Here is a 17,754-nt window from a genome sequence, read left to right as displayed (position 1 = left end):
AGGAGAAAAAGATGATGAGGAAATCTGTTACATATTTATTGCTTGCACTGCTCTCTTGCAGCCTGCCGATGGCTGCTGCCGACGGCCCGGCAGTGGAGGAAGGCGTCTCTCAGGCACTGGCCGAATACCGCAGCCTGCATGTTGACGACGTTATCTACAACCTGAGTTTCACCATTCCCGAGCGCCGGGAGCAGAAGCTGCAGGGAACAGCAGAGATACTGTTCAAGTACGACGGCGATGCCGACCTGCAGCTCGACTTCAGCGGCTACGCCTTTCCGGCCGAGTGCTACATCAACGACAAGCTGCACAGTGTGAAGTGGGAGCAGGGCCACATCATCCTGCCCAGGCGACTGCTCGTGCAGGGCGGCAACGTGGTGAGGCTGGAGTTTCTGCCTGCCGACAAGGCTCTGAACCGCAGCGACGACTATCTCTACACCCTCTTTGTGCCCGCTCTGGCCCGCAGCGTGTTCCCCTGTTTCGACCAGCCCGACATCAAGGCCACCTTCAAGTTGCACCTCACGGTGCCCGAGGGGTGGCAGACCATGAGCTCCGACCTAAGCCGTCCGCTGCCCACCTACCTGTTCTCGTTTGTTGCGGGCAGGTTCCACGAGGCCACGGCAACGCGCGGCGGCCGCACGCTACGTGCCCTCTACCGCGAGAGCGACCCGCAGAAAGTGGCGCAGCTGGATAAGATTTTCGATGCCGCTGCACTCTCCCTCGACTGGATGGAGCACTATACAAACATACGTTACCCCTTCAGCAGCTACGGCTTCGTGGTGCTTCCGGGCTATCAGTTCGGCGGAATGGAGCACCCGGGAGCCATCCAGTTCCTCGACAAAACCATCTTCCTGGGCAACAACCCCACCCCCGACGAGGAGCTGAAGCGCATGGAACTCATTGCTCATGAGACCGCTCACATGTGGTTCGGAGACCTGGTAACGATGAAATGGTTCAACGACGTGTGGACCAAAGAGGTGTTTGCCAACTTCATGGCGTCAAAGATTGTGCGCCTGCAGTTCCCCGGCATAGACCACGACCTGAACTTCCTCAAGGCCCACTACGTGCCTGCACTCTCCACCGACCGTACCGACGGCACCCACGCCATCCAGCAGTCGCTGGTCAACCTCAAGGATGCGGGGCTGCTGTACGGCAACATCATTTACCACAAGGCGCCCATCATGATGCGCAAGCTCGAGCAGCTCATGGGCGAGGAGGCACTGCAGAAAGGCCTGCAACGATACCTGCTGAAATATGCGTTCAAGAATGCAACGTGGGACGACCTCATCCGCACGCTCCTCGAAGAAGCCCCGCAGGCCGACGTAACGGGATTTTCGGAGGCCTGGGTAAAGCAGAAAGGCCTGCCCACCATTACCACCGAGGTGGAAAACAACCAGCTGGTGGTGCGCCAGCAGGACCCCTACAAGCGCGGCCTGCTGTGGCAGCAGCGCTTCAAAGTGGGGCTCTTCTACGGCGAGGCAGAACCCATAGAGGTGGTTGATGTGAACATGCAGCAGGCCGAAGTGCGCATTCCGCTGGCCCGAAAGCCCTACGCCGTGATACCCAACTACGACGGTAGCGGCTACGGAAGGTTCGTAAACGGCGAGAACAGTGCCGCCGTAGAGGAGCTCTCCTGGCAGCTCATGCCGGCCGAACTGAACCGTTACGCCGCCGTGATGACCTACTACGAGAACTACCAGCTGCGGCAAATCAAGGCGGGCGAGTTCCTGAACAAGATGAACACCTACCTCATGAACGAGAGCAACCCGCTCATGGCATCGACGCTGTGCAGCTACATCAACTCCGTGAGTGCTGACCTGGGGAAGCACGACCACGAGTTTTTTGAGTACTTTCTCTATAACGACGCCGTGCAGCATCCGCTGTCCTCGGTGCGCCAGCAGATGATGCGCAGCCTCTCGCAGACGGCCACCTCGCCCACCGTTGTGGCCGACCTGTACAAGCTCTGGCAGCAACAGAGCGACCCGCTGCTCAACGAGCGCGACTACACCCGCATGGCCTGGCACCTGGCCATCGTACTGCCGGAGCAGTGGCAGCAGATTGTCAGCACCCAGCGCGGCCGCCTGCACGATGCCGACCAGCTGCGGGAGTTCGACTTAGTGGCGCGTGCCTGCAACCCCGACTGGGCCGTGCAGAAGCAGCTCTTCAGGTCGCTGTTGGAGCCGGAGAACCGCAGCGTGGAGCCGTGGGCTACGGAGATGCTGGCGCTGTTGAGCTGTCGGGAGCGCGAACCCATGAACAACGACATGCTGTTATACGGCCTCAACGAGCTGCTGGAGATACAGCGCACGGGCGACATCTTCTTTCCAACCAACTGGCTCGATGCCCTTCTCTCGGCTCACCGCAGTCAGGACGCCAAGCGCAGGGTGCAAACGTTTATCGACATCAGCAAGAACTATCCCCCCGCCCTGATGAACAAGATTAAGCAGGCGGCCCATCCGCTGCTTACGCGGGCCCACGATTAGCCCCCCGCTCCGGCCGCTCGGCCACCCGGCCGGCCACCTCTCGCGCAACGCCCGTGTACAGGCGGCTTTGGCGGAGCTATGCTTCAAGAGGCCTGAAGGATACTTCCAAGGCGCCTGAAGCATAGGTTCAAGCCCCTTGAACGGCATCTCCAGCTTTGCGGGTTGCCAGGAGGATGCCCACAGCCCGTTTCCGTCGGCCGGCCTAAATGGCCGGAGAGGCGAAGTCGAAACCGCTGAACGGTACGGAGAGAAGAAACGGAACGCCCGGCCGGTACGACCTCACAAATCCCTTTTTCGGCGCTAATTTACCGCTTATTCTCTTCGGCGAATCGTTTTTTTGCATTATCTTTGCAATCAGAAACATTACCTATTAATATTCTGAAATATGATTCTTTTCTTTAAAACGCAGAAAGATCACGTGATTGCCACAGAGGTAGACCACCGCCCCAACAGGCAGGAGACTGACGAACTTTGCTGGCTTTACGGCGACGCAACTTGTCTGGAAGACCAGGAACTCACAGGTTTCTACGTGGGACCGCGCCGCGAGATGATTACGCCTTGGAGCACAAATGCCGTTGAGATTACCCAGAACATGAGCCTCAGCGGCATTTCGCGTATTGAGGAATACTTCCCCGTGAGCTCTGAAGAGGCTGACTACGACCCCATGCTGCAGCGCATGTACAAGGGTCTGGACCAGCATATCTTCACCGTAAACCATGACCCGGAGCCCATCAAGTACGTGGACAACATCGAGCAATACAACGAGGAAGAGGGTCTGGCGCTATCGCCGGAAGAGATAGACTACCTGCACAGCATCGAAAAACAGAACGGCCGCAGGCTTACGGACTCTGAGATATTCGGCTTCGCACAGATAAATTCGGAGCACTGCCGGCACAAGATATTCGGCGGAACATTCATCATAGACGGCCAGGAGATGGAGAGCTCGCTCTTCAACCTCATCAAGAAGACCACCAAGGAGAACCCCGGAAAGATACTCTCGGCCTACAAGGACAACGTGGCCTTTGCCCAGGGACCCGTCATCGAGCAGTTTGCACCGCGCGACCAGAGCACGGCCGACTACTTCGAGGTGCAGGACATAGAGAGCGTTATATCGCTCAAAGCCGAGACGCACAACTTTCCAACGACGGTAGAACCCTTTAACGGCGCCGCCACCGGTACGGGTGGAGAGATACGCGACCGCATGGGAGGCGGCACGGGGTCATGGCCCATTGCCGGCACTGCTGTGTACATGACGGCTTACCCGCGCCTTGACGGCGGGCGTAAGTGGGAAGACATCCTGCCCGTTCGCAAGTGGCTGTACCAGAGCCCGGGGCAAATACTCATCAAGGCGTCCAACGGCGCCAGCGACTTCGGCAACAAGTTCGGGCAGCCACTCATAACTGGGTCGGTGCTGACCTTTGAACATCAGGAGGACGGACAGAAGCTGGGCTACGACAAGGTCATCATGTTGGCCGGCGGCGTAGGCTACGGCAAGAAGCGCGACTGCCTGAAGAAAGAACCCCAGAAGGGCAACCAGGTGGTGGTGGTAGGCGGCGACAACTACCGCATAGGCCTGGGCGGAGGCAGCGTGTCGTCGGTAGACACGGGCCGCTACAGCAACGGCATTGAGCTGAACGCCATCCAGCGCGCCAACCCGGAGATGCAGAAGCGCGCCTACAACCTCGTGCGCGCACTGGTAGAGGAGGACAGCAACCCCGTTGTAAGCATACACGACCACGGCTCGGCAGGCCATCTGAACTGCCTCTCGGAACTCGTTGAGGACTGCGGAGGCGAGATTGACATGGCCCGCCTGCCCATAGGCGACAAGACGCTGAGCGCCAAGGAGATTATTGCCAACGAGAGCCAGGAGCGCATGGGGCTGCTCATTGACGAGAAACACCTGGACCACGTGAAGCGTATAGCCGAGCGCGAGCGCGCCCCGATGTACGTTGTGGGCCACACAACGGGCGATGCACACTTCTCGTTCGTGCAGTCCGACGGCCAGAAACCGTTCGACCTGGACGTTGCACAGATGTTCGGCCACTCGCCGAAAACCATCATGAAGGATGATACTGTAGCTCATCACTACGAGAATGTAACCTATTCGCAAGACAAGATAGATGAATATCTGGACGGCGTTCTGCAGCTGGAAGCCGTTGCCTGCAAGGATTGGCTCACCAATAAGGTGGACCGTTCGGTGACTGGTAAGGTGGCCCGCCAGCAGTGCCAGGGGCAGTTGCAGTTGCCGCTGTCGGACTGCGGCGTGGTAGCCCTCGACTACCGAGGCCGCAAGGGCATAGCAACGGCGCTGGGACATGCCCCGCAGGCAGGCCTTGCTTCGCCCGAGGCAGGCTCCGTACTCTCCGTGGCAGAAGCGCTCACCAACATCGTCTGGGCTCCCATTGCCACCGATGAAGAGCATCCCTCGCCCGTTCAGAACCTGAGTCTGAGCGCCAACTGGATGTGGCCTTGCCGCAGTCAGAAGGGCGAGGATGCCCGGCTCTACAGCGCCGTAAAGGCCCTGTCGGACTTCTGCTGCGCATTGGGAGTCAACGTGCCTACGGGCAAGGACAGCCTCTCCCTTAGCCAGCAGTACCCCGGCGGCGACAAGATTATATCGCCGGGAACGGTCATCGTGACCAGCGGTGGCGAGGTCTCCGACGTACGCAAGGTCGTTTCGCCCGTGCTGGTGAACGACAAACGGTCGGCTCTTTACCACATCGACTTCAGCTTCGACGCCCAACGGCTCGGCGGAAGCGCCTTTGCACAGACACTGGGCAAGGTGGGCAGCGACGTTCCTACGGTGAAGAATGCCGAATACTTTGCCGATTGCTTCAATGCGGTGCAGGCTCTCATCAACAAGGGATGGGTGATGGCAGGCCACGACATCAGTGCAGGCGGCCTCATCACCACGTTACTTGAAATGACGTTTGCCAACACCGAGGGCGGCATTCACGTGAACCTGCACGACATAGCAGATGATGACATCGTTAAAACGCTGTTTGCAGAAAATCCGGGCGTGGTCATCCAGGTGAGCGAAGAACACAAGAACGAAGTGAGAACCTATCTGGAAGAGTGCGGGGTTGGCTTCGCACGCATCGGCTATCCTACCCCCAAGAGCCGCAAGATAGTAGTAGTGAAGGGCCAGTTCGAGCACGAATTCGACATTGATGCACTGCGCGACACGTGGTACTCCACATCTTTCCTGCTCGACGAGAAGCAAAGCAAGAACGGCATGGCTAAGAAGCGGCTGCAGAACTACAAGAAGCAGCCGGTCGAAATGAAGTTCAACAGCAGCTTCAAGGGCAGGTTGAGCCAGTTCGGTCTTAATCCCGACCGCCGCAACCGCACGGGAGTGAAGGCCGCCATCATACGCGAGAAGGGCACCAACGGCGAACGTGAGATGGCTTACGCGCTCTGGCTGGCCGGCTTCGACGTGAAGGACGTGATGATGACCGACCTCATCAGCGGCCGCGAGAACTTGGAAGAGGTGAACATGATTGTGTTCTGCGGCGGTTTCTCCAACTCCGATGTGCTCGGCTCGGCCAAAGGTTGGGCGGGCGCGTTCCTGTACAATCCCAAGGCCAAAGAGGCCCTCGACAGGTTCTACTCACGCCAAGACACGCTCAGCCTGGGCATCTGCAACGGCTGTCAGCTGATGGTCGAGCTCAATCTCATCAACCCCGAGCACGCTCACCGCGCCCACTTGACGCACAACGTGAGCCAGAAGTTCGAGAGTGCTTTCCTCGGTCTGACCATTCCGAAGAATGACAGCGTGATGTTCGGAAGCCTGAGCGGCAGCAAACTTGGCCTGTGGGTAGCCCACGGAGAGGGACGTTTCTACCTGCCGGAGCCCGAAGACCGCTACAATATCATTGCCAAGTACAACTACGCCGGCTATCCAGGAAACCCCAACGGGTCCGACTACAACGTGGCCGGAATATGCTCCGCAGACGGCCGCCACTTGGCTATGATGCCGCATCCGGAGCGTGCCGTGTTCCCCTGGCAGCAGGCCTGGTACCCCGCCGAGCGGCGTGCAGACGAGATAACGCCGTGGATGGAGGCTTTTGTCAACGCCCGCAAGTGGATAGAAAAGCATCAAAATGGATAAGTTCTATACAGAGTCGTTCAAGACGTTCTTCAAGATTGGCGCCTTCACCCTTGGCGGTGGATACGCCATGATACCTATTATAGAAGAGGAGGTGGTGAACAAACGCAAGTGGATTGACAAGGAGGAGTTTCTCGACCTGATAGCTATCGCGCAGAGTTGTCCGGGAGTTTTCGCCGTCAACATCAGCACTTTCATCGGCTACAAGATGCGACGGACGCCCGGAGCCATTGCCACCACCTTCGGCACGGCACTGCCCTCGTTCCTCATCATCCTGTGTATAGCGATGTTCTTCCACCGCTTCATGGACGTTGCCTGGGTGGCCGACATGTTCCGGGGCATCCGTCCGGCCGTGGTGGCGCTTATCGCCGTGCCCACGTTCAACCTGGCCAAGAGTGCCCATATCACGCTGGTAAACTGCTGGATACCCATCGCCTGCGCCCTGCTGATATGGGGATTGGGCGTCAACCCCATCTATATCATCATCGCCGCAGGCATCTGCGGCTTCCTGTACGGCAAATTCCTGAAACCCACAGAGCCATGATTTACCTCTCACTGTTCATCACTTTCTTCGAGATAGGCCTCTTCGGGTTCGGCGGGGGCTATGGCATGCTGTCGCTCATACAGACGGAGACGGTGGTGCATCATCACTGGCTGTCGTCTGCGGAGTTTACGAACATCGTGGCCATCAGCCAGATGACGCCCGGCCCTATCGGCATCAACTCCGCCACCTACTGCGGTTACACGGCCGTACACAATGCCGGCTACAACGGCGCCTTGGCCATGCTGGGCTCTGCGGTGGCCACGTTTGCCCTCGTGCTGCCGTCGCTCATCCTGATGATACTCATCAGCAAGATGTTCGTCAAGTACATGAACACGGCCCCGGTGCAGAGCGTTTTCATGGGTCTGCGCCCCGCCGTGGTGGGTCTGTTGGCCGCTGCCACGCTGTTGCTCTGCAACGCCGAGAACTTCGGTTCGCCCATGGTGAACCCCTGGCAGTTCTGGATTAGCATGGCACTCTTCGCTGCCACCTTCGTGGGAACTAAGTGGATGAAGATTAACCCCATCAAGATGATTTGCTTTGCGGCCTACGCAGGACTGATGCTGCTATACTGACAGAGGTGGAGAAGCGCGAAATCAGAGGATATTCAGAGGCCATTCTCTCGGCTGCATCGTTTGGTACCATCCCGCTGTTCAGCGTACCCGTGCTGGCTGCAGGCATGAACCTGCCGTCGCTCCTGGTCTACCGCTTCGGCTTCGGGTGCCTGTTCATGCTCGCCATTCTGCTCTTCAACGGGCACCACCTGCACATCCGTTGGGGCGACGCACTGCGACTGAGCTTCATGGCTCTGCTCTACGCGGCCTCTGCCGTGTGCCTCATCACGGGCTACAGCTACATGCCCAGTGGCATAGCCACCACCTTGCTGTTCTCCTACCCAGTGTGGACGGCCCTGCTCATGCTTGTTTTCTTCCACCAGAAGCTCACCTGGCAAACGGCCGTTGCCATTGTGCTGGCCTTCTCGGGCGTATTCTTTTTATCGGGCATTGGGCAGGATGGCAGCATTACTTCTGCCGTCGGACTGGTCTTAGAATTGCTTTCAGGACTGGCCTACGCCATCTACATGGTCACTTTTCCACGCATGCGGGTGAGCAAGATGCCCTCGCTGAAGGTGAACTTCTATGTCTTCTTCATGGCCATGCTCATGTTGTTGCTCTACGGAGCCTTCACTTCAGGAGGCCTGCAGCCCGTGGGCACCGGGCAGAACCTCATCAACCTCCTGCTCTTAGGACTGCTTCCCACCACCGTGAGCAATGTTTCGCTCATCATGGCCCTCAAGCTCGTAGACAGCACTCACGTGGCTGTGCTCGGCGCTTTCGAGCCTCTTACGGCCATGCTCATCGGTATCTTCGTGTTTGGCGAGCCGTTCACGGTCCCCATTGTCATCGGTTTCCTGCTCATCATCACGGCAGTAGTGATACTGGTGGGTAAGTGAGGGCCTACCCAACCCTCCCAAAGGGAGGGAGTCATAGGCATTAGATAGCTTTTTTCCCTCCCTTTGGGAGGGTCGGGATAGGCTCTTTTTTTATCGTGCGACACTTGTCGAACAATCGTGTGACAGTTGTCGAATTCATGTGCGACACTTGTCGAAAGTTCCCGAAGCATAGCTTTTGCACTCTCAACGCACATTTTTCACACCCGCAACGCACGCTTTCTACTACCTTCATGCGTCCTAAAACAAAAACAGCTCTCCGCCGGGGAGAGCTGTAGACAGATGCAGCGAGAGGGCTGCCTTAAAATTCCAGTATCATGGTTTGCCGGCCCGAGAGGGCAATGTCCTTGTCCAAGGCCACCTTGCGGCCAGTCAGTACATCGGTTGCCTGCTTGTGGTTGCCAATTACTTCAGCATAGCGGGCCACGCTCATGGTAGCAGCAGAGGAGGTGCCGTTGAGTATCGTGAGCGCCGTCTTGCCGCCATACTGGCGTGCGATGACGTAAACGCCGCCGTAAGGGATGAACTGCACCTGGCTGCCTTCGGTTATGAGCTTGTTGTTTTGGCGCCAGTGCAGCAGCCGGCTCACCCAGTTGAACATCGCGTTCTCGGCTTCCGTGCGCCCTGCTGCTGTAAAGCAGTCGTGCTTGTCGCCCGGAAATCCGCCCGGAAAGTCCTTTCGCACGTTGCCGTCTGTTACCTCCTTGGTGCCGTTCATCAGCACCTCGGTGCCGTAGTACAGCTGCGGAATGCGGTTCATGGTGAGCAGCAGCGCGTAAGCCTGCTGCAAGAGGAGCGTGTCCTGGCCGCCGGCGAGGAAGCGGTCGGTATCGTGGTTCTCGATGAAAGCGAGCACATGAGAGGGGTCCTCGTACAGATAATCGTAGCAGAGGCTGTTGTAGATGCGGTTCAGTCCGTTCCACCAGCCGTCGGTTTCCTCGTGCTTGGCCTTGTCGAGCTTGTCGAAGAAGCTGAAGTCCATTACCGTTTTAAGGTAGCTGTCGTGCTTAGCCAGCCGACTGCCTTTCTGGAAACGGGCCGTGTAGGCAGGCTCCGTGACCCATGTTTCGCCCACCACGTTGAAGTTGGGGTATTCAGTATCGAGGGTCTTCATCCACTGCGCCATCGCGTCATAGTCCGCATAAGGATAGGTATCCATGCGTATGCCGTCGATGCCGGCCGTCTCTATCCACCAGATACTGTTCTGGATGAGGTACCGCATGACGTGCGGATTGCGCTGGTTGAGGTCGGGCATGGTGGGCACGAACCACCCGTCAACGGTTTCGCGCTTGTCTATCTGGCTGGCGTAGGGGTCGAGTACGGGCGTTAGTTTGTAGCTGGTTTGCAGATACTTGGACTTAGCCGTGCCGCTGTTTTCGGCAAAGCCCGTTGCCGGATGGCGCCCGTTGGGGCCTTTCTCCTGCAGCCACTCTGGCGTGTTGAACCAGTCGCGGCTCGGCATATCCTTGACCCAGGGGTGCTCGAAGCCGCAGTGGTTGAATATCATGTCCATTACCACCTTGAGTCCATGTTGGTGGGCGTCGCCTACCAGACGGCAATACTCGTCGTTGGTACCGAAGCGCGGGTCTACGCGATAGTAGTTGGTCGTGGCATAACCGTGGTAGGTGCTGTAGCCGCCACGGTCGGGCGAGTCGTTCTCCAATATGGGTGTAAACCACAGGGCGGTTACACCCAGCTGGTTGAAGTAGTCCAGGTGGCTGCGTATGCCTTCCAGATTGCCGCCATGACGCAGGCTCGGGGCCGAGCGGTCTACCTTGTACTGCGCCATGCCTTTGGTGTTGCCCTGCTTGGTGGGAGCATAAGCAAAACGGTCGGGCATGAGCAGGTAGAGCGCGTCGGCAATGGTGAAGCCTTGGCGTTTGTCGCCTGCCATCCCGCGTTCTTTCAGCTGGTACCTCACGTTTTGCGTGGAGCCGTTCTGTGAGAACTTAAGAGTCATATCCCCACTCTTAGCTCCGGAGAGGTTGAGATATACGAGCAAGTAGTTTGGAGAGTCTAAACGAGCGACAGAATCGATGCGAACGCCAGGATAGTTTGTTACAACCTCTGCATTTCGCACATCCTTCCCGTACACCAGCAACTGCAGGTTGGCATCCTTGAGGCCGACATACCAGTCGGCCGGTTCAATCTTGTCTATCTTTATAGCTGCGTTCGCATTCATTGCCAACAGCCCTGCAAAGAGGGCGAATAAAAGGATTTGTTTCTTCATCTTAATTATGTATTATCAATGCCGACTGCGGGTCGACAACCACTTTGCCGCCTTCCATCCGGCCCAAACCGTTCTCATTGATTACGCCATCACAGCAAACAACCGTATAACTGCCTGCAGGAACCTCTATCTCGCGTGGTTCCGGGTTGCCGTTCAGCACCACTATGATGTTTTGCCAGCTGTCTCCGGCCAGCTTGCCGTTTAGTGTGAAAGCTACCAGACACGGCTGCGAAGGCAGAAAATCAAGAACTTCACGAACCTTGTTCGCATCTCCCAAGCGGAATGCAGGGTGGCTCTTGCGCAGCCCGATGAGGTTCTTGTAATAACTGAACACCTGCGGGTAGCGCTGCAGGTTATTCCAATCGAGATGATTGATGCTGTCGGGAGACTCGAAACTGTTGTGTACCCCTTTCTTGTTTCGCAGCATTTCCTCGCCCGAGAGCATAAAAGGCACTCCCTGCGAGGTAAATACCGCGGTTTGTGCCAGCAGGTCGAGGCGGATGAGTTCGTCATCCTTTATGCCGGGAATGGAGGCACGCAGGCGGTCGGTAAGACACATGTCGTCGTGGCAGCTCACGTAACTCATCATCTGCACAGGCTCCAGCGCCCAAGGTGTTTTGGTGTAGTTCACCTTTGAATAGTCAACATCAGGGTGGGCAATCATGCCGGCAATGCCGGCCTTCACGCTCTCTTCCTCGCCCGGAATGCCGGCCAGGAAGGCGCCCTTCGTATCATCGGAGAACGGTCCACGCAGTGCATCGCGCAGCTCATCGCTAAAGGCGGCAATGCCGGGCAGCTGCTGCATGTGGGCTTTCACGGACAACTTATCGGCCGGATAGGCACAGGTGCCGGCGCTCCAGCCCTCTCCGTAGACGAAGATAGAGGGATCAATTCGGGACAGTTCGGCACGTATCAGGTTCATGGTCTCCATGTCGTGCACACCCATGAGGTCGAAGCGGAAGCCGTCGATGTGGTATTCGCTGACCCAATACTTCACGCTCTCGAGCATGAACTCGCGCATCAGCGGCTTTTCGGAGGCCGTCTCGTTGCCGCAACCGGAGCCGTCGGAGTAGGTTCCGTCGGCCTTTTTGCGGTAAAAATAATCGGGATACGTGCGCTGGAAGTTGCTGTGCTCGATATCATAGGTATGGTTATACACCACGTCGAGTATGACTCTGATGCCTGCCTTGTGCAGAGCCTGCACCATGAGTTTGAACTCGCGGATGCGTGTCAGTGGGTTATAGGGGTCGGTACTGTACGAACCTTCGGGCACGTTGTAGTTCACCGGGTCGTAGCCCCAGTTGTACTGCGGCTGCGAGAGCTTGGTTTCATCTACCGATCCAAAGTCGTACGAGGGCAGGATATGCACGGCATTGATGCCCAGCTCCTTTAAATGCGCAATGGCCTTGGGCTCCGTTAGCGCCAGGAACTTGCCCTTGTGCACGAGCCCGGAAGAAGCATCGATGGAGAAATCGCGGTGGTGCAGTTCGTAGACAACAAGGTCGGCAGGCGATTGCAAGGCCGGGCGGACATCGCCCTCCCACCCCTGCGGGTTGGTTGTGGCCATGTCTACAATGGCTCCGCGCTTGCCGTTCACTCCCACGGCCTTGGCAAACACGCCCGGCGTTTCGCACCACGACTTCTTATCGCCCGATATATCAAAGGTGTAGAAACGCCCTTTGAGGTCGGCCTTCACCACAGTTTGCCACGTGTCATTGCCTGTCCGCTTCATGCGCACCGTGCGTTCGGGCTTGGCAGAAAGCGCATCGGGATAGATGCGCACCACCACCTTGCGGGCCGACGAGGGTGCATGGAGCCTGAAAACAGTCTGCCCCGGACTGTAGGAAACCTCGTTGAAGGTGTCCTGAGCCTGGGCAGAATGGATGGTGAATGCTGCAAATGCAGTCATAAAGAGGGTTTTCAAATTCATAGGTTGGCAGTTTATAGCATTCTTCATTGAGTGCCTTGGCGGGCCTGATGCCTCACTTCGCCTTCAGTGAAACGGCGAAACCGCCGCCCGGAGCCTCAGTGAGACGGAGCACGTCTCCACGCTTCACCGTGCGGTGAGTGATGGTATAGGCCTTCGGATTCTTGTCGAACGAGGCGTTGCCGGCATCGGCGTAGATGGCGCAATCATACTTGCGGCCCTTGTCGAGGAAGTCGAGACGGACGGTGCTCTTGTGTCCCTGCTCGTCACACTTGCCTCCGATGAACCAGTCGTTGGTACCTTTGGCCTTGCGGGCCACGGTGATATAGTCGCCCGGTTCAGCCTCCAGATAACGCGAGTCGTCCCAGTCGCAGGCCACGTCGCGGATGAACTGGAAGGCGTCATCATACTTGGCATAGTTCTCGGGCAGGTCGGCAGCCATCTGCAGCGGGCTGTACATGGTCAGGTAAAGCGCCAGCTGCCCCACCAGCGTGGTGTGAATGGTGTTCTTGTTGTCCGACCACGTGCCCAGCTGAGTTTCCAGAATACCCGGCGTGTAGTCCATAGGGCCGCCCTGCAAGCGGGTGAACGGCAGCACCACCGTATGGTCCGGACGGCTTCCGCCGAATGCTTCGTACTCCGTGCCCCGGGCACTCTCGTTGCCTATCAGGTTGGGCCAGGTGCGGCAGAGGCCTGTAGGTCGAACGGCCTCGTGGGCATTCACCATCACGTGATGCCTGGCCGCTTGCTGCACAACGTACAGGTAATGGTTATTCATGGACTGCGAATAGTGGTGATCTCCGCGTGGAATGATGTCGCCCACGTAGCCTCCCTTCACGGCATCATAGCCATATTGGTTCATCAGGTTGAGCGCATTCTCGAGATGACGCTCGTAGTTGATGACGCTCGACGAGGTTTCGTGGTGCATCATCAGCTTCACTCCCTTACTGTGAGCGTAGTCGTTAAGGTACTTGATGTCGAAGTCCGGATAGGGTGTAACGAAGTCGAAGACGTCCCACTTCCATTTATCGGCCCAGTCTTCCCAGCCCACGTTCCAGCCTTCTACAAGCACCTGTTGCAGTCCGTTCTTGGCAGCAAAGTCGATGTACTGCTTCACGTGCTCGGTATTTGCAGCGTGGCGGCCGTTGGGCTTCACGCTTTTCCAGTCGATGCTGCCCAGCTTCACTGACGGGAACTGGTCGGTATAGCTCCACGAACTCTTGCCTACAATCATCTCCCACCACACTCCGCAGTACTTGGTGGGGTGAATCCAGCTGGTATCTTCTATCTTACAGGGTTCGTTGAGGTTCAGAATGAGGTTGCTGGAGAGCATGTCTCGCGCGTCATCGCTCACCATCACGGTGCGCCAAGGCGTGTGGCAGGGTGTCTGCATGCAGCCTTTCAGGCCGGTGGCGTCGGGCGTCAGCCAGCTTTCAAACACCAGGTCGTTCTTGTCCTTGTCGTCTAAATTGAGGTGCATGGTGGCATAATCCACGCATGCTGCTTCGTGGATGTTGATGTAGAGGCCGTCGGCAGTCTTCATCTGCAGGGCTGTCTGCACGCCGGTGGGCGAGAACACGGAGACTGAAGAGTTGCCCCAGTTTACTGCATCATGAAAACGGCCGCGGATTTCGGTTAGCTTCGTCTCCTGCGTTTCCTGCTCCTGGGTGTCGTAATCGCCAGGAAGCCACCAGGCGGTATGGTCGCCCGCCATGGCAAACTGCGTGTGTTCCTCCTTGATGAGGAAGTAGTTGAGCTCCTGTTGTTGGGGGAATTCGTAGCGCAGACCCATGCCGTCGTCGTACACCCGGAAGCGGATGAGGATGTTGCGGTGCGTGTCCGGCTGGTTGAGTGTTACCTCCAGCTCGTTGTAGTGGTTGCGGATGGTGGCCGTCTGGCCCCACACCGGCTTCCATGTTTCGTCAAAGGCAGACGTCTTGGTGCCGGCAACGGTGAAGCCGTCCATGAGGTCCGTCTCGCCTTTACCTTTGCTGGCGTGCTTGTCCTTTGCCAGTTCCAGGCCCAGGTGCGATGGTTTTACCACGGCTTTGTTCTTGTACATCATCTCGTACGTTGGTCTTCCGTTGTCCGTAAGCGAGAACTTAACGGTGACGTTGCCATTGGGCGACTTCACCGTCTGTGCCTGTCCGAGGAACGGCAGCAGGCACAAAAGCATGAATAGTTTAGCGTTGCGTATCATTCTATTTCCTTCCTGATTGGGTTATAAGTTCCGAGACAGAGGCTTTGAAATCCTCGTTGGCCATCAAATCCTCTATGTTGATGTGCATGCGATAGCGCCAGTAGTGATGCGGGTTGGCCGGTATGTTGATGCGTTCGGCATCGGGATTGGCCAGCCGAAGTTGCTCGTCAGTGGCCAGCCAGTCCTGAATGCTGAGCACGCAGAGCATGCTCGGCGAGGTGAGATGCCGCGACACGATGTCGCGGGCCAGCCATCCGGGCAGCGGATGGGGTGCCGCACCGCCGCGGTAGAGCATGGAGTTGTAATACTCCTGGGTACGTTCCTCGTTCTCGTCCCACCACTGGCGCAGCGTCGGCATGTCGTGAGTAGAGATGGTACACACCGACCTATAAGGGTTGCGCGACAGGTGTCCGAAACGTACTTTTGGGTCTTTAGGCATCGACTGTATCTCAAGACTGAGTATGCGCAGTTCGTTCATCACCCATGACACGCAGTCGGGAACCATTCCCAAGTCCTCTGCACACACCAGCATGCGTGTGGCCTGCACCAGCTTGGGCAGCTTCTTCATGGCCTCACTGTACCAGAACTGACTGTTGCGGCGGTAGAAGTAGTCGTTATAGAGGCGGTTGAAGGCCGCCTTGTCGTTGTCGTAGAGTGCCTCGTAGGTAAAGTTGAACTGGGCCGAAATGCGCGGATGGAACTTGTCGGCATCCTTCCTGTCGCGCACGAAGAGCACGTTACTGATGAGCGCATACAGTCCGTCGCGTATCCAGAGGTCGTCCTTCGACACCTTGCCTTGGAACGCCGCCTCCACCTTACGCTGCGTATCGTACGCTGGCAGCAGCTCGTAGATGTCGTCGTGGGTGTGCCGGAGGTATTTGCGGCGCACCTCGTCGGCATGCTCATGGAACACTCTGTCCAGTATCCAGTCGGATATGAACGGCCTTACAAACTGCTCCTCCTGGAACCGGAGGCCGTAAGATTCTATTTCGCCACGCGTGAGTCCCAGCGCCGGAGAGAACTGTCCGAGCAGTCCGTGCACCGCATCAACGGGTATCTCCCATATCCGGAAGAAGCCCAGAACGTGGTCTATGCGGTAAGCATCGAAGAATTTGGCCATGTTCTGGAACCGCCTTACCCACCAGATGCAGCCGTCCTTGAGCATCTCTTCCCAGTTGTAGGTGGGGAAACCCCAGTTCTGGCCGTTCACGGAGAAGTCGTCGGGCGGCGCTCCGGCCTGCCCGTTGAGGTTGAAGTATTTAGGTTCCATCCACACGTCGCAGCCGTAACGGCTCACGCCTATGGGTATGTCGCCCTTCAGGATGACGCCCTTGGAGCGGGCGTACGCATGCACCGCCTCCATCTGCGAGTTCAGAATGTACTGCACGTAGTAGTAGAATTCCACCTCTTTATATATATTGCTCTGCGCGTCGGTAAGGCTTCGGCGGTCTTGTTCGTCCCAGGTATGGTGGTCAGGCCACTGCGAGAAGTCGGCCGTACCGTACTTATCTCTCAGCATGCAGTACTGGGCATAGGGCACGAGCCACTGCTCCGCCTCGCGGAAGAAGCGCCTGTAGGCCGTAGACTTCACCACGGTGGCGCCCTCCTGCTCATACTCGGCACGCAGGTACTCCAGCTTGGCAGCGTTCACGCGCTCGTAGTCTATCTGCTTCAGGGCATTGAGTTCGCGGCGCAGGGTCTCGAACTTTTCGCGCTGGCCGGCATCCTTGAGGGCCGGCAGCTGCGCGAGGTCGGCATACTGTGGGTGCAGGGCGAAGATGCTGATGCAGCTGTACGGGTACGAGTCAGTCCACGTATGGGTGGTTGTAGTGTCGTTGATGGGCAACACCTGGAGCACCCGCTGGTGGGTAGAGGCCACGAAGTCGACCATGCGTTTCAGGTCGCCGAAGTCGCCCACACCGAAGCTCTGCCTGGACCGCAGCGAGAATACGGGCACGAGAGTGCCGGCCAACTTGCGGTTAAAAATAGGGAAGAACGACTGCGACAGCTCGTAAACAACCACGCTGCCCTCCTGCATCGGCGGCAGCTGGACGGTGCGGTTGAGACCCGTCTCCCAAAGGGGCAGCTTGCTGTCCTTGCCGCTGAAAGCGGCAAACTTGAATTCTATCACGCCGTCGCTGAAGGCCGACGCGTCCAAATCAGCTATCCACTCGTTGTGGCAGTGCTCCGTCATCTTGACCGACTTATCCACCTGCCAGGCTCCCAGAGCCTTGCTGCTGCCCACCACCACGAGCCATTCACCGGCACGTAACTGCGGCGCCCGCACCAGCAGTCGCACGGTTTTGGCGTACTGCGACTCGCGCATGCCGCCCGTGTGGCGGCGGTTAATGCACTCCGTAAAGGCCGAACTGTACAGATAGGCATCCTCCGGAATGTCGCGCCAGTGGTCGAAGAGCGTATATTCCCGGGCGCCTATGGCCGAGAGTTCGAGCCTGTGCTGCTGCGTGAGCCATTCGTGGCGCTCCTCGCTGCCGGCTTTCTCCACGCTATAATAGTAGGTAAGTGCTGCTGTCTTGTGGTTATTGGGCAGAATCATGCAGTAAGTCCAGTGCAGCCCATCTACCGTTGACATGCGATACTGCGACTTATTTTCCTTGCCCTGTTTATCAAATTCGACGATATTCAGCACGAGTTCTTCTCCGAACACGGTCTGATAATCGATATTAAAATTTAAGTTCATAGACTCTTGTCGGTTAATAAATCTGCGGTAAAGTTAGCATTATTCCGCGAATTAGATATGCCGCAGTTACACAAAAAAAGCAAAACATTGCGCAATCGTTTGCACTATCAAGAGCCA

Annotated in this window: 9 protein-coding genes; 5 read left to right on the top strand and 4 right to left on the bottom strand. The window is 57.4% G+C overall.

All coding sequences use genetic code 11. The annotated features are described in order from the left end of the window. The first annotated feature begins 11 nt into the window (after nucleotides 1–11). The 5 genes from BMW31_RS06405 (at nucleotide 12) to BMW31_RS06385 (ending at nucleotide 8,582) form a co-directional block, all read left to right on the top strand. The gene (locus BMW31_RS06405; RefSeq protein WP_091822804.1) at nucleotides 12–2,480 is read left to right on the top strand and encodes a M1 family metallopeptidase; all 2,469 of its coding nucleotides are present in this window, start codon (nucleotides 12–14) and stop codon (nucleotides 2,478–2,480) included. Between the two features lie 385 nt (nucleotides 2,481–2,865). Then, a complete protein-coding gene (purL, locus tag BMW31_RS06400; RefSeq protein WP_091822801.1) occupies nucleotides 2,866–6,591 on the top strand; it encodes a phosphoribosylformylglycinamidine synthase in 3,726 nt (1,241 codons plus the stop codon). After that, the gene (locus BMW31_RS06395) at nucleotides 6,584–7,132 is read left to right on the top strand and encodes a chromate transporter (RefSeq protein WP_091822799.1); all 549 of its coding nucleotides are present in this window, start codon (nucleotides 6,584–6,586) and stop codon (nucleotides 7,130–7,132) included. Before purL ends, BMW31_RS06395 begins: the two co-directional genes overlap by 8 nt. Then, entirely contained in the window at nucleotides 7,129–7,704 is a 576-nt protein-coding gene (locus BMW31_RS06390) for a chromate transporter (RefSeq protein WP_091822796.1), read from the top strand. Before BMW31_RS06395 ends, BMW31_RS06390 begins: the two co-directional genes overlap by 4 nt. Before the next feature lie 5 nt (nucleotides 7,705–7,709). Next, entirely contained in the window at nucleotides 7,710–8,582 is an 873-nt protein-coding gene (locus tag BMW31_RS06385; RefSeq protein WP_091822793.1) for a DMT family transporter, read from the top strand. A 298-nt stretch (nucleotides 8,583–8,880) separates the two neighbouring features. Here the strand turns inward: BMW31_RS06385 and BMW31_RS06380 are convergent, their stop codons facing one another. From BMW31_RS06380 to BMW31_RS06365, 4 genes are read right to left on the bottom strand one after another with little or no spacing between them, the layout of a single operon-like run. Continuing rightward, nucleotides 8,881–10,809 (bottom strand): glycoside hydrolase family 13 protein, encoded by a 1,929-nt coding sequence (locus BMW31_RS06380; RefSeq protein WP_091822790.1) that lies wholly within the window; start codon nucleotides 10,807–10,809, stop codon nucleotides 8,881–8,883. A 1-nt stretch (nucleotide 10,810) separates the two neighbouring features. Then, complete coding sequence (pulA, locus tag BMW31_RS06375; protein ID WP_091822787.1) at nucleotides 10,811–12,739, bottom strand: type I pullulanase; 1,929 nt, start codon at nucleotides 12,737–12,739, stop codon at nucleotides 10,811–10,813. A gap of 52 nt (nucleotides 12,740–12,791) precedes the next feature. Beyond that, on the bottom strand, nucleotides 12,792–14,936 hold the full coding sequence (locus tag BMW31_RS06370) for a glycoside hydrolase family 97 protein (protein ID WP_091822784.1): 2,145 nt from the start codon (nucleotides 14,934–14,936) through the stop codon (nucleotides 12,792–12,794). A gap of 1 nt (nucleotide 14,937) precedes the next feature. Then, the gene (locus BMW31_RS06365) at nucleotides 14,938–17,637 is read right to left on the bottom strand and encodes a 4-alpha-glucanotransferase (RefSeq protein ID WP_091822781.1); all 2,700 of its coding nucleotides are present in this window, start codon (nucleotides 17,635–17,637) and stop codon (nucleotides 14,938–14,940) included. Between the last annotated feature and the right edge of the window lie 117 nt (nucleotides 17,638–17,754).

The sequence above is a fragment of the Prevotella sp. kh1p2 genome, assembly GCF_900111525.1.
Classification (GTDB): domain Bacteria; phylum Bacteroidota; class Bacteroidia; order Bacteroidales; family Bacteroidaceae; genus Prevotella.
This window is presented reverse-complemented; position numbering and strand designations above follow the sequence as displayed.